We start from the raw sequence: 14,323 nt of genomic DNA, 5'->3' as shown, positions 1-14,323 counted from the left end.
CCTATGAAGGAAATTCTAAAACAGGTCAAGCAGTACAAAAAGGATTCATTCCTCACTCCGTTCTACTCCGCTCTTGAGGTAGTAATGGAAGTGCTGCTGCCGTTTATAATGGCTAAGATCATTGACAACGGCATAGAAAAAGGAGATATGTCAAAAGTTTATCTCTACGGCGGACTTATGATACTCGCCGCAATGCTGAGCCTTTTCGCAGGCGTTATGGCAGGTAAATATGCCGCAAGCGCATCTTCGGGACTTGCCTGCAATCTGCGTGAGGCTATATACCGCAAGATACAGACATTCTCATTCTCAAATATCGACAAATATTCCACAGCAGGTCTTGTTACCCGTATGACAACGGACGTAACGAACGTGCAGAACGCTTATCAGATGTGCATAAGAATTGCGGTAAGAGCGCCGCTCATGCTTATCACTTCAATGGTCATGAGCTTTCTTATCAATGCGGAAATGAGCCTTACTTTCCTTATCGCACTCGTTTTCCTTGCTGCGGTACTGGGATTTATAATGCTCAGAGCAATGAAGCTTTTCGACAAGGCTTTCAGAAAGTATGACGACCTTAACGCAAGCATACAGGAAAACATCTCAGCTGTAAGAGTTGTTAAGGCATATGTAAGAGAGGACTACGAAAAGGAAAAGTTCTCTAAGGCATCGGGAAACCTCTATAAGCTTTTCACAAAGGCTGAGGGAATACTTGCGTACAACAACCCTGCTATGATGCTGGTAAGCTACGGCGCAGTTATTCTTATAAGCTGGATGGGCGCACACCTTATCGTAGGCGGCTCACTCACCACAGGCGAGCTTACTTCACTCTTCACATACATCTTTAACGCATTTATGTCTTTGATGATGCTCTCATTCATATTCGTTATGATCTCAATGTCCACAGCCAGCATAAAGCGTATAAGCGAAGTTCTTACAGAAGTTCCTGATCTGAGAGATCCTGAAAACCCTGTTACAGAAATGGCAGACGGCTCTATCGACTTCAACAACGTAAGCTTTGCATACCGCCACGGCGAGGGCAAGGACGTACTGAAAAACATTGATCTTCACATCAAGTCGGGCGAAACTATCGGTATAATAGGTTCGACAGGCTGCGGAAAAACTTCATTCGTAAACCTCATAAGCAGACTTTACGATGTATCTGATGGTTCTGTATGCGTCGGCGGACTTGACGTAAGGGAATATGATATGGAATATCTGAGAGATCAGGTATCTGTGGTACTTCAGAAGAACGTACTTTTCTCAGGCACTATCCTCGACAACCTCCGTTGGGGTGACGAGAACGCTACTGACGAGGAATGTATAGATGCTTGCAAGTCAGCCTGCGCAGATGAATTTATCCAGCGTTTTCCTGACAAGTACAACACCTATATCGAGCGTGGCGGCGCAAATGTTTCGGGCGGTCAGAAGCAAAGACTTTGTATCGCAAGAGCGCTGCTGAAAAAGCCGAAGGTGCTCATTCTTGACGACTCCACAAGCGCAGTCGATACGGCAACAGACGCAAAGATACGCTCTGAGCTTGCAAGCAAGATACCGGGCACAACAAAGCTCATTATCGCACAGAGGATCTCCAGCGTTGAACACGCTGACAGGATAATTGTTCTCGATAACGGCGAGATAAACGGAATAGGTTCACATGACGAACTTATCGAAAATAACGAGATATATAACGAGATATACACCTCACAGGTCAAAGGCGGCGGAGATTTTGATAACCCTGCTGCAAATATCGAAAACACAGAAAATACAGATAATACAAATGAAAAGGAGAATGACTGATGGCTGAAAACAAAGCTCCTGCAGGAAAAAAGCCTGCTCTTGAAAAAAAGCACATTGAAGTTCTTGGCAGAGCGCTTAAATTCATGCTCAAAAGCTATAAGTTCCCGTTCATTGTGGTGCTTATATGCATAGTTGTGCAGGCTGTTACCACACTTGTGGGAATGCTGTTCATACAGTCGCTGGTGGACGATTACATCACACCGATGCTGAAGAGCGGTTCAACAGACTATGCACCGCTTGCTGCGGCGCTTGTAAAGCTTGCTGTAACATACTTTATCGGTCTTGCAGCCTCTTATGGATACAACAGGATAATGGTAAACGTAGGTCAGGGTACATTGAGAAATATCCGTGACGAGCTGTTTGACAATATGGAGTCGCTGCCAATCAAATATTTTGACACTCACCCTCACGGCGATATAATGTCGGTTTACACAAACGACGTTGATACTCTCCGTCAGTTCATCTGCCAGAGTATACCACAGGTCGTAAACTCAGCTATTACGCTGGTTGTAACATTCGTTTCCATGGTGGCAATGGATATCCCTATGACGATACTTTCTATCGCTATGGCTGTGCTTATGCTTTTCGTCACCAAAAAGCTTGCAGCAAAGTCGGGCGTTTACTTTGCAAAACAGCAGAAAGACCTCGGTGCAGTTGACGGCTGCATAGAAGAGATGATGGACGGACAGAAGGTAGTAAAGGTATTCTGCCACGAAGAGCAGGCTGTAAACGACTTTGTAAAGCTCAACGATCAGCTCAGAGTCAGTGCAAACAACGCAAACAAGTATGCAAACATACTTATGCCTGTAAACGCAAACATCGGAAACCTCAGCTATGTAATATGCGCTATACTCGGCGCTGTGCTTGCTATCAACGGCATAGGCGGACTTACCCTTGGTACTATCGTTGCATTCCTTACGCTGAACAGAAACTTTACTCAGCCTATCACCCAGATAAGCCAGCAGATGAACTTCATCATTATGGCGAGCGCAGGTGCAGAGCGTGTATTCGACCTTATGGACGAAAAGCACGAGCAGGACGAGGGCTATGTTGAGTTCGTGAACGCAAGATACAACAAGAACGGCGAGCTTGAAGAATGTAAAGAGCGCACAGGCACATGGGCATGGAAGCACCCTCACAAGGAGGACGGCACTGTTTCATACAAAAAGCTTGAGGGCGAGGTCGTATTCGACGGAGTTGATTTCGGATACAATGATGACAAGATCGTACTTCATGACGTAAAGCTTTTTGCAAAGCCCGGTCAGAAGATAGCTTTCGTAGGTTCGACAGGCGCAGGAAAGACGACTATCACAAACCTTATCAACAGATTTTATGACATTCAGGACGGAAAGATCCGTTATGACGGAATAAACATCACAAAGATAAAGAAACCCGCTCTGAGAAAAACTCTCGGCATAGTTTTACAGGATACTCACCTTTTCACAGGCACAGTTATGGATAACATCCGCTACGGAAACCTTGACGCAAGCGATGAGGAATGTATAGCAGCCGCTAAGCTTGCCAACGCAAACGGCTTTATCGAAAGACTTCCGGACGGTTACAACACAATGCTCACAGGCGACGGTGCAAACCTTTCACAGGGACAAAGACAGCTCCTCGCCATTGCAAGAGCCGCTGTTGCTGACCCACCTGTACTGATACTTGACGAGGCAACGTCTTCTATCGACACAAGAACAGAGGGACTCGTTCAGGCAGGTATGGACGCACTTATGACAGGCAGAACAACGTTCGTTATCGCCCACAGACTTTCCACGGTCCGCAATTCAGACTGCATAATGGTCCTCGAACAGGGACGCATTATCGAGCGTGGAACACATGATGAGCTTATCGAAAAGAAGGGCAAATACTATCAGCTCTACACAGGCAACTTCGCAGAAGAAACTGCCTGACAGAAAACTTAAACCAACAGCAAAAGGAGATCAGCCTTATGAGCCGATCTCCTTTTTAATATGCTTATATAATTTATTCATCAAGCAGCTTTCTTAAGAAAGCCTTTGTACGGTCGTTTTTCGGATTGTCGATCACTTCCTCAGGAGTACCCTCTTCAACGATAACTCCGCCGTCCATAAAGATGACCTTATCCGAAACACTTCTTGCAAAATCTATCTCGTGGGTAACGATGACCATTGTCATCTGCTCCGCTGCAAGTTCTTTCAGAACTTTAAGTATCTCTGCCGTAAGCTCAGGGTCGAGAGCCGATGTCGGCTCATCAAAGAAGAGCATTTTCGGGTTCATTGCCAGCGCTCTTGCGATCGCCGCTCTCTGCTGCTGACCGCCCGACAGCTGATAAGGATAATAATCGCCCTTATCGCCCAGTCCCATTTTATTAAGAAGAGCCTGCCCCTCGTCCATTACCTTGTTTTTATCACGTTTCTGCACGCATATAGGTGCATCTGTGATATTTTTCATAAGTGAGTAGTGGGGGAAAAGATTGAAATTCTGGAACACAAGACCGAATGTACCCTGAAGTTCCTTCAGTTTTTTCTTCGGCGCATACACAGGCGAACCGCTGTCAGAATTGACAGCCTCCTCGCCGCAGTAGGAAATACTTCCGCCGTCCACCTTTTCAAGCATTGAGATACATCTCAGAAAAGTTGATTTTCCCGAACCGGACGGACCGATTATGGAAACTACCTCGCTTGCACCAACAGAGAGGCTTATATCCTTCAGGACCTCAAGTCCGTCAAAACTCTTTTGCAGATTTTTTACTTCAAGCAAATTCACAGTTCAAGCCTCCTATCTGTAATAGTTCATTTTCTTCTCGATACGCTCCATAATGAACGCTACGAGGAAGTTGAATATGTAATAGAACACGCCTGCGATAAACAGCGGCATAATAGTTGTCTTTGCCGCAGCTACCTGCTTTGCGATAGTGAACATTTCGGTATACGAAAGCGCAAATGCAAGGGACGTATCCTTAACCAGGGTGATGACCTCATTTGTAACTGACGGTATGATATTCTTTACCATCTGCGGGAAGATTATCTTGAAAAATCTCTGCGGTCTGCTGTAACCGAGAACGTCACAAGCCTCATACTGTCCCTTAGGCACAGCCTGTATGCCTGAACGGTAGATCTCTGCAAAGTACGCTGCATAGTTTACCGCAAAACCGATTATCACCGCATAGAAACGATATTCCGATGAAAGTGCCATACCGAACAGATAATATGGTCCGTAGAACACTACCAACAGCTGGAGCATAAGCGGTGTACCTCTCACGATCGAGATATACAGCTTAACGAGCCATCTTATAGGTGCTATCTTGCACATTCTGCCTGCTGTTACAAGCAAGCCGAGAGGGAGTGAGAAAAGCAGGGTAAGCAGAAAGATAGAAAGTGACGCAAGCAGTCCTTTTGAAAGCTGCTTTGAGATATCAACAAACTTTTCGCCAAAGCTCTGCTTTGCCTTTGATGCAGTGCTTGCTGCAGCACTGCTGTCTGATGCGCTTTCGTCAGCAGCGTCTATAACCGAATCATCAGCTGACAAGCTTACGCTGTCCTCCAGACCCCACTTCTGTGCTATCTCATCAAAAGTTCCGTCAGCCAGCATTTCAAGGAGTGCGACCTGCACTTCGTCACGAAGCTCTGTATTTCCAAGCTTAAAGCCTATGGCATACTGCTCTGTGGAAAGTCTTTCGTCAAGCATAACGAACTCGCTGCCTCTTGACTCTATCTCATAATTCGCAACGCCGATATCCATTGCGATAGCGTTTACTGCCCCAGACTCAAGGTTCATAAATGCGCTGTTGTAGTCGCCTACCTGTTGGAGGTCTGCAAAAGATGCGGCAAGCTCCAGATTTTCTGGCTCTGCGTCCTCGCTTGTGAGGGCGGCAAGAGCAGAGCTGTCGCTCTGAACTGCAACGATCTTTCCTGCAAGGTCGGAAAGCTTTGTTATGCCTGAGTCTGATTTAACTATAACTACCTGAGAGTTATCAACATACGGTGTTGACCATGTATATTTATCCTCTCTGCCGTTCATTGTGAAACCGTTCCATATACAGTCGATAGAGCCTGAGTTAAGCTCCATATCCTTTGAGTTCCACTCGATAGGCTGTTTTTTCAAAGTCCAGCCGTTTCGGTTGCATACCTCCTGTGCGAGGTCGAGGTCAAAGCCCACATATTCACCGCTGTCGTCCTTATAGCCATAAGGCGGGAACTCTGCGTCAAAGCCTACTGTAAAGACGTTATCGTCACCTACGGCTGCACCCACGATACACTGAGCGCATACCATAAAAATAACCGCCGCCGTCAGCAGCGTAAAGAGCCGTTTAAAAGATCTTCCTGTACTCTTCATACCTTTCTCCTTTATATCATTATAAATAAAAAAATAAAAGCAGCCAAAGCTACATTACTATGATAACCTATTAAAGCGGTTTTGTCAATGCAAATAGTGAAAATATATGCTTTTTCTAACTTTTTTCATCGGCTTGAATATACTCCGCCGCTGTGGTATAATATCCATATCAAAAATATTTTCAGAATGGGTGATAAAATGGAATTTGTGACTGAAAGCAGCAGGATATACAGTATTGACGGCGAAAAGCTCCTTGCCGAGATAACCTTTCCCGAAACAGAAAAAGGCGTTTTCTGCATAGATCACACCTTTGTGGACGATTCCCTCAGAGGACAGGGCATTGCAGGAAAGCTTATGGAGCTTGCGGTAAAGGAAATTGAGAGCCGTGGCGGAAAGATCACAGCCACCTGCTCATACGCTCAGCACTGGCTGGAGAAAAACAGATAGGCACACAAAAAGCGGTTCAGGAGGATATCCCGAACCGCTTTTGATTTTATTATTTTTAATAGTTTACTGTAAACTTTACTCTGTGGTTTCCGTCTGCGTCATCTTCTATCATTTCAGCCTTTGTGATAGTGATAGGAGTTTTAGGAGAGGACTTTGCTCCGTCTGAGCCTGTTGTTCTCTCTACTTCAAGGAATCCGTCAACAACGTCCATTCCCTCTGTTACCTCGCCGAAAGCCGCATACTTTCCGTCAAGGAAAGTGCAGTCGTCTGTATAGCAGATAAAGAACTGGCTCGATGCGCTGTCATAATCCTGACTTCTCGCCATAGAAACTATTCCACGCTTGTGAGAAAGATCGTTCTCAACGCCGTTCTCGCTGAACTCGCCCTTTATAGTTTCATCACTTCCGCCTGTGCCGTCACCGTTAGGATCGCCGCCCTGTGCCATAAAACCGTCTACTACTCTGTGGAAAGTAAGTCCGTCATAGAAACCTTCCTTAACAAGCTTTTCAAAGTTCTCGCAGGTTATAGGTGCTTTATCTGCATAAAGGCTTATAACAAAGCTTGCGTCAACAGGTGTTCTCGGTTCAGGCTCATCATATGTGAAGTCCATATAGAACTTTGCTCTGTGGTTTCCGCTGTCATCATCGTCTATCATTACAGCTTTCTTTATTGTGATAGGAGTTTTAGGTGAGGACTCTGCCCCGTCCGAGCCTGTTGTTCTCTCAACATTGAGAAATTCATCAACAACGTCCATTCCCTCTGTTACCTCGCCGAAAGCCGCATACTGTCCGTCAAGGAAAGTGCAGTCGTCTGAATAGCAGATAAAGAACTGGCTTGATGCGCTGTCATAATCCTGACTTCTTGCCATAGAAACTATTCCACGCTTGTGTGAAAGGTCATTTTCAACACCGTTTGCGCTGAACTCGCCCTTGATAGTTTCATCACTTCCGCCTGTGCCGTCGCCCTTAGGGTCGCCGCCCTGCGCCATAAAGCCTTCTACTACTCTGTGGAAAGTAAGTCCGTCATAAAAGCCGTCGTCCACAAGCTTTTCAAAGTTCTTGCAGGTGATAGGCGCTTTGTCCTCATAGAGTGTAATGGTGAAAGACTTGCTTTCATCAAGTGTAGAGGTATCAATTTGGGAAGACGAATCCGACTCCTTGCTTCCGCAGGCGCTGAACGCAGAAAGTGTTACTGCGCAGGCTGCCGTAAGCGCAATGCCTTTGAGCAGCTTTTTAAATTTTGAATCTTTCATATCTTTTATATTTGCCCCCGTTTCTTATTTGTACGGCAGTCTGCATATAAGACCGCTTTTATCATTATAGCATTGCCCCGAAAAAAAATCAATAACGGCAGGTACATTTCACCGAATTTTCATTTTTAGTCTGACGGCTTTTTTCTATGCTTGCTATAACGCACAACAAATTTTGTATGAAAATACCTTTATTCGTTTTTCCTAACGATTGACTTTTGTTTGGTATCGGGGTATAATATATTAGTTAATGTCTTTAACGTCTGTTTTTTTCGACAAAAATGAAACCTATCGAATATAAATGTCTACTTATATTATATCGGTCTTACATTAATAAAGGAGCAATATAAACCAATGGAAACAAATGGAGCAAAAAAGAAAAAAAGCACCAGTAAAACAAACGATACAAGCAATGTAAATAATGCAGGCAGTTCTGCCGGAGTGAATGAGCCTAAGAAAAAAGCATTGAAGATACTGCCTTTCCTGCTGCCGCCTGTGGCTGTGGCAGTGATAATGCTTATAAACTTCTATGCCAACGGATTATATCCTTTCGGCGGCGGAACGATCGCATGGTGCGATATGACTCAGCAGGTCATACCTCTTCTCACTGATCTTAAAGATATACTTACAGGCAAGGCGGGAATATTCCTTAATTTCCAGAACGCAGGCGGAATGAACCTGTGGGGTGTAATATTCTTCTTTGTGGCAAGCCCGTTTTCGCTGCTCACCCTGTTTGTGCAGAAAACTGAGGTCATTCACCTTGTAAACATTCTGCTTATACTGAAAATGATGACCTGCTCGGTCACATCTATGGTATATTTCAAAAGCTGTCAGAAAAAGCTGCCTGTGGCATGGGCAATGATTTTCAGCCTTATGTATGCTTTCAGCGGATATGTGATGCTTTATTTCCAGAACATCATCTGGCTGGATATGATGTATCTTTTCCCTCTCCTGCTCACAGCTTTCAACAGCCTTTTCAAGAAAGGCAAGATTGCGCCATATGTGGCTGTGCTGACGGCAATGATGATAGTAAACTATTATATAAGCTATATGATAGTTGTTTTCATTCTCCTGCTTATGGGCGTTGTATGTTTCAGATACAGAAATGAAGAGCCTTACAAAAAAGCGCCTGTACATTTTATAATAGGCTCTCTGCTGGCGGCTCTGCTTTCTGCGGCGGTATGGATACCATGCTTTATCCAGTACCTTTCAAGCGGACGTACAGAAAACTTCCTTGAAAATGTTGCATCATGCAGTTTCCTTACAAACTATCAGACCACCATACCGACCATACTTTCAACTATCTCTATCCTTATAATAAATGCAGTATGCCTGTGTGACGGAAAACCGAGGAGCAAAAAGCAGAACACCTGCCTTATACTTCTCTTCCTTATGCTCATACCTATTTTCATAGAGCCGATAAATACCATGTGGCATACGGGAAGCTATATGTCATTCCCGACAAGATACGGCTTTATCACACAGTTTATGCTCATAGCCTGCGCAGGATATTTCCTCTCAAAGGACGATGAGAACAGGGTATCTCACGAACGCTCAAAGGCGGACAACATTTTCCTTACCCTTATATGTGCGGCACTTATATTCTTCTTCTACAAATTTGCTCTTGATTTCACAGCTGTAAATCTCCACGAATTTTCAGCTTACTCCAGAACCCTTTGGGGAGATGATACGTCCTATCATCTTATACTGAAACTTTCCGCAGTTGCGGCTCTTATCTACGGCATATACTTTATACTCTTCCGCAAGGGAATGCTTTCAAGACAGCTTACAGCTATGCTGATATGCTCTATGGTAATAGTTGAGGCTTATGCAAACGTCAGCATTTATATAACTTCTCCTTATGTAAACTTCCCTGACCGTGCTAAAAATCAGCAGGCTGTTATGGAGCTTGCCGACAAGATAGATGATGACAGCGGATTTTACAGGGTAAACACCACATCAAAGCTTTTTGATGTGAACCTTGTGGGTGCAATGGGATACAACTCCATTAGCCACTACACATCTCTTACCAGCAAGGATTATATGTATATGATGAAGAGGCTGGGTTATTCTTCCTACTGGATGGAAGTCGGCTCATACGGCGGAACGGAGCTTACCGACGCACTTATGAACATCAAGTACACTATCCACACAGGCAAGACAAGCGAAAGCACAGTTTATGACGGCGAGATATACAATATCGACAAGTCAGATCACTATATCCCGTCAGGACTTCTTACAGACAATGCGATAACAGACGCTGAACTTCCAGAAGTCACCAGAGGTGAGATACAGCAGTATGTTTACGAAAACACCCTCGGCAGTTCAGACTCCGAGGATAAGATCGTTACTTTCTATGAGAGCGAACACCCCGAGGCTATCGCAAAGAACAAAGAAGGTAAATATACTTTTAAAAACGGCTCGACTTTCAATTACACCATTGAGGTAAAGGGCAGACAGAGCTTATATTTTGACTGCTTTGACCAGCCGTCAAATGCGCTTAACGAACCGATAAACAAGAGTTTCCTTGTTATGGTGAACCACAACGTTATCGAAAGCGAATATCCAAGCCAGCGAGAAAACGGTCTTATAGATCTCGGTGAATTTGAAGATCAGACTATATCCGTAACTGTAAAGGTTCTTCAGGACTGCGAATGTGCGTCCTACGGATTATTCGGAATGGATCTGGACAAGCTTTCAGCTGCCGCCGAAAATGCACAGACAGTAAACCTTTCCGCAGACAAAGGCAGACTTACAGGCAGCTGTGAACTCGACAAGGCGCAAAACTGTCTTGTATCCCTGCCATACAGCGACACGCTGAATGTAAAGGTCAACGGCAAGCAGGTCGAATACAGCAAGGTACTGGGAGATATGGTACAGTTCAAGCTGGAGAGCGGCAAAAATGATATCGAGATAACATCAACGCCGAAGGGCTTTGCCGCAGGAATAGTTCTGACTATCGCAGGTGCAGGTTTATGCGTACTTTACGGAGTATTCAGAAAGAAGATAAAATTCAACGATACAGTATGCAGCATCTCATACTACGCTGTTATAATGGCCGGCGCATTGATACTCTTTGTGATCTACATTATGCCGTTCGTAGTTAACGTATACTGCAACCTTTATGAAAACTCACTAGTGAAATAACTAAACAAATAAAAATCAGCGTATGGAATTTTTCCGTACGCTGATTTTTTATAGTTTTATGGGGGTATAGTTTAGTATAGTTTAGTTTATTTTGTCATAAGGCTGCATACAAGGTTTGCGAACTCAACAGGGTTCTCTATGCTCATGCCCTCGATAAGCAGAGCCTGATCGTACAGCAGCTTTGTGTAATCCTTCAATGTATCCTTATCATCTGCATAGAGCGACTGGAGCTTTGCAAAGATAGGGTGGTTAGGATTTATTTCAAGAGCCTTTTCAGCCTTTACCTTCTGACCGTCATTCTGCGGCATTGAGTTAAGCACCTTTTCCATTTCGATAGTGATAGCGCCGCCGTCTGAGGACAGGCATACAGGGTGGCTCTTTAACTTCTTTGAAAGTCTTACTGTCTTTACCTTATCTGAAATAGCCTCCTGCATGAAAGTGAACATATCCTTGTTCTCTTCATCAAGCTTTTTAGCCTCTTCCTTTTCTTCTTCTGTATCAAGGTCAAGGTCTGCGTCGCTTATGGACTTGAATGTCTTTCCGTCATAGTTTATCATAACTTTCAGAGCGAACTCGTCAACATTCTGAGTGCAGTAGAGGACTTCATAGCCCTTATCCTTGATCTTTTCAAGCTGCGGCAGCATCTCGATCTTGTCCTTTGTTTCGCCGCAGGCATAATAGATGTTCTCCTGTCCCTCTTTCATTCTTGAAACATATTCCTTGAGGGTCACGTTCTTGCCCTCGAATGATGATGGGAACATTATGAGGTCTTTAAGCGTATCGTTTGCTGCGCCGTATGACTGATAGATACCGAACTTGAACTGAAGTCCGAATACCTCATAGAACTTTTCATACTTCTCTCTGTCGTTGTTGAGCATTTTTGTAAGCTCGTTCTTTATGGACTTTTCAAGGTTCTTTGCGATGATCTTAAGCTGTCTGTCCTGCTGGAGAAGTTCTCTTGAAATGTTCAGTGAGAGATCCTCTGAGTCAACTACACCCTTTACAAAGCTGAACCAGTCAGGGAGCAGGTCGGCGCACTTATCCATAATAAGCACTCCGCTTGAATAAAGCTGAAGTCCCTTTTCATAGTCCTTTGAATAATAATCGAAAGGCGCTCTTGCAGGGATATAAAGCAAAGCGTCATAGGTTGCGATACCCTCGTTCTTTGAATGGATATGTGCAACAGGCGGCTCATAGTCCATAAACTTCTCGATATAGAAGTTATTGTAATCCTCGTCTGTGAGTTCGTTCTTGTTCTTCTTCCAGATAGGGGTCATGCTGTTAAGGGTTTCGATCTCCTTATGTACCTCAGGCTCTTTACCCTCTTCATTATAATGAGTATGCTCTACTTCCATTTTGATCGGGAAGCGGATATAATCAGAATACTTCTTTACAAGTGACTGGATCTGATACTGGTCGCAGTAGATAGAATATTTCTCATCATCTGTATCGTCTTTAAGATAAAGAGTTATCGTTGTACCTGCGCCGTCAGGCTTTTCGCTCTCCTCGATAGTATAGCCCTCAACTCCGTCAGACTTCCAGAGGTAAGCCTTGTCTGAGCCGTAAGCCTTTGTAAGAACGGTAACTTCCTTTGCTACCATAAATGTGGAGTAAAAACCTACGCCGAACTGACCGATGATATCAACGTCATCACCAAGCTCATTTTCCTTCTTGAATGCGAGAGAGCCTGAATTTGCGATAGTACCGAGGTTGTTTTCAAGATCCTCTTCGGTCATACCGATACCGTTATCTGCAATAGTGATAGTACGGTTTTCCTTATCAAGTGAAAGTGTGATAGCAAAATCGTCCTTGTTCATACCTACTGATGTATCTGTAAGAGATTTGAAATACAGCTTGTCGATAGCGTCGCTTGCATTCGAGATCACCTCTCTTAAAAAGATCTCCTTATGTGTATAGATCGAGTTGATCATCATATCCAGAAGTCTTTTGGATTCCGCTTTAAATTCCTTTGTCTGCATATTAATTCCGACCTTTCCAATACCTGTTTATATTATTTATTTGCTGTCATGATTTTAGCACTCTCACTTTCTGAGTGCTAAATATATTATAACTCATATTTGATAAAATGCAAGGGTTATAATAAAATATCCGTATTTTATTTACATTTAATTAATAGTTGCATTTTACACTTGGAATATGCTATAATAGTTTATAACGATCACAACAAAGACCAAACGAGGTGACATATCCTTGAACTACCAATACAACCCGAATTTCAATGGTGTTTACATGACCGAAGAGGGGATAATGGAAAAGCGTTCCCTTTCAAAAGACTGTTCAAAACTCGGTCTGCTTTTGCTTACCTATGTGTTGACCAACACAGTTTTTGCCTACGGCTTTTACTATGCGACTTACTATGTTCTTGCAAAGAGCTTTACGCTCAGTTATAATACTGTTGTAAACTACCTTGTTGATAACCACAAAGCACTTGTTACATCTACAGCGTACAGTATGAGCGCAAACATAACCGTAACTGTCCTTAGCCTTACCGTCATACTGCTTATGGGAAAAGTCCTGCTGAAAGTAAGCTTCAACGGCTTTATCAAGCCGTCTAAACAGGGTGCAAAGACTGCGGCAGTATGGATACCGGGCTGTTTTGTAATAAACATAGCGCTTTCGCTGGCAGTATCATATCTTACTGCGTTTCTTAACACGCAGGGCATTGCCGTCCCCACAAGCGACTTTACCATAAGCTCGCCGTCCGCCGCATCGCTGACGCTCCAATTTGTCTATGTGGTGCTTTTAGGACCGTTTATAGAAGAATTTATTTACAGGGGACTTATCCTCGGTATGCTATCAAAGTACGGAAATTCGGCGGCTATACTTTTATCTGCGCTTGCTTTCGGACTTATGCACGGAAATATACCGCAGGCAGTTTCCGCTTTCGGAACAGGTCTTGTCTACGCTATCATTGCAGTAAACTGCGGCTCTATCTTCCCGACCATACTTCTCCATATCGCAAACAATATCATATCAAGCTATACTGAGTTTGCAGATGTGCTGAACATACCTCATTCCGACCTTATTTTCAGTATTTTTGAAATAACTATCGCACTTTTCGGATTTCTTGTTCTCTTCACCAAGATAAAAGAACTCCGTTACAAGGACGGCACAAACGCACTGGACAAAAAGACAGTTTCAAGGATCGTTTTCAGAAACCCTGTTATACTGGCTTACCTTGCGCTCCTTATATTCCAGATACTCAGAAGGTTTTTCTTTATAAACTAAATGAACTGAATGATCCTGACCGCAGACCAGTTTCATAACTTTCCGGCAAGTTGTAAAATAAAATGACACAAAAAAGAAGACTCAAAGAGAAACTCATGGTATAATGTAAGTGACTAAACA

8 protein-coding genes and 3 pseudogenes are annotated in these 14,323 nt (G+C 43.7%); 5 read left to right on the top strand and 6 right to left on the bottom strand.

Annotated elements, in window-relative coordinates:
• The first annotated feature begins 3 nt into the window (after nt 1–3).
• Together Q0E19_RS09760 and Q0E19_RS09755 are read left to right on the top strand one after the other, a co-directional pair.
• The gene (locus Q0E19_RS09760) at nt 4–1,797 is read left to right on the top strand and encodes an ABC transporter ATP-binding protein (protein ID WP_294409283.1); all 1,794 of its coding nucleotides are present in this window, start codon (nt 4–6) and stop codon (nt 1,795–1,797) included.
• Nucleotides 1,797–3,707, top strand: a complete 1,911-nt coding sequence (locus Q0E19_RS09755; RefSeq protein ID WP_294409282.1) for an ABC transporter ATP-binding protein — start codon at nt 1,797–1,799, stop codon at nt 3,705–3,707. Before Q0E19_RS09760 ends, Q0E19_RS09755 begins: the two co-directional genes overlap by 1 nt.
• A 73-nt stretch (nt 3,708–3,780) precedes the next feature.
• Here Q0E19_RS09755 and Q0E19_RS09750 read toward each other — a convergent pair whose 3' ends face one another.
• The 3 genes and pseudogenes from Q0E19_RS09750 to Q0E19_RS09740 all read right to left on the bottom strand — a co-directional run.
• Entirely contained in the window at nt 3,781–4,542 is a 762-nt protein-coding gene (locus tag Q0E19_RS09750; RefSeq protein WP_294409281.1) for an amino acid ABC transporter ATP-binding protein, read from the bottom strand.
• 12 nt (nt 4,543–4,554) lie between these two features.
• The gene (locus tag Q0E19_RS09745) at nt 4,555–5,190 is read right to left on the bottom strand and encodes an amino acid ABC transporter permease (protein ID WP_294409330.1); all 636 of its coding nucleotides are present in this window, start codon (nt 5,188–5,190) and stop codon (nt 4,555–4,557) included.
• Between the two features lie 117 nt (nt 5,191–5,307).
• Nucleotides 5,308–6,048, bottom strand: a pseudogene (locus Q0E19_RS09740) (amino acid ABC transporter substrate-binding protein); the annotation flags it as partial.
• 150 nt (nt 6,049–6,198) lie between these two features.
• Between Q0E19_RS09740 and Q0E19_RS09735 the strand changes: the two are divergent.
• Nucleotides 6,199–6,558 (top strand): GNAT family N-acetyltransferase, encoded by a 360-nt coding sequence (locus Q0E19_RS09735; protein WP_365904962.1) that lies wholly within the window; start codon nt 6,199–6,201, stop codon nt 6,556–6,558.
• A gap of 55 nt (nt 6,559–6,613) precedes the next feature.
• Here the strand turns inward: Q0E19_RS09735 and Q0E19_RS09730 are convergent.
• Together Q0E19_RS09730 and Q0E19_RS09725 are read right to left on the bottom strand one after the other, a co-directional pair.
• A pseudogene (locus Q0E19_RS09730) lies at nt 6,614–7,111 on the bottom strand (peptidylprolyl isomerase); the annotation flags it as partial.
• A gap of 48 nt (nt 7,112–7,159) precedes the next feature.
• Nucleotides 7,160–7,810, bottom strand: a pseudogene (locus Q0E19_RS09725) (peptidylprolyl isomerase); the annotation flags it as partial.
• Nucleotides 7,811–8,161: 351 nt separating this feature from the next.
• On the opposite strand from Q0E19_RS09725, the gene Q0E19_RS09720 reads away from it, so the two are divergent.
• A complete protein-coding gene (locus tag Q0E19_RS09720; protein ID WP_294409280.1) occupies nt 8,162–10,954 on the top strand; it encodes a YfhO family protein in 2,793 nt (930 codons plus the stop codon).
• Between the two features lie 86 nt (nt 10,955–11,040).
• On the opposite strand, the gene htpG is transcribed toward Q0E19_RS09720, so the two are convergent.
• Nucleotides 11,041–12,933: a molecular chaperone HtpG gene (htpG, locus tag Q0E19_RS09715; protein WP_294409279.1), complete on the bottom strand. Its 1,893-nt coding sequence runs from the start codon at nt 12,931–12,933 to the stop codon at nt 11,041–11,043.
• A 232-nt stretch (nt 12,934–13,165) separates the two neighbouring features.
• Between htpG and Q0E19_RS09710 the strand changes: the two genes are divergently transcribed.
• Nucleotides 13,166–14,203 carry a CPBP family intramembrane glutamic endopeptidase gene (locus Q0E19_RS09710; protein ID WP_294409278.1) on the top strand — a complete coding sequence of 346 codons (1,038 nt, stop codon included), beginning with the start codon at nt 13,166–13,168 and terminating at the stop codon, nt 14,201–14,203.
• Nucleotides 14,204–14,323 lie beyond the last annotated feature (120 nt).

The sequence above is a fragment of the uncultured Ruminococcus sp. genome (assembly GCF_934476685.1).
Classification (GTDB): Bacteria; Bacillota; Clostridia; order Oscillospirales; family Ruminococcaceae; genus Hominimerdicola.
The sequence above is the reverse complement of the archived record's forward strand: the minus strand, read 5'-3'. Positions and strand labels throughout refer to the sequence as shown.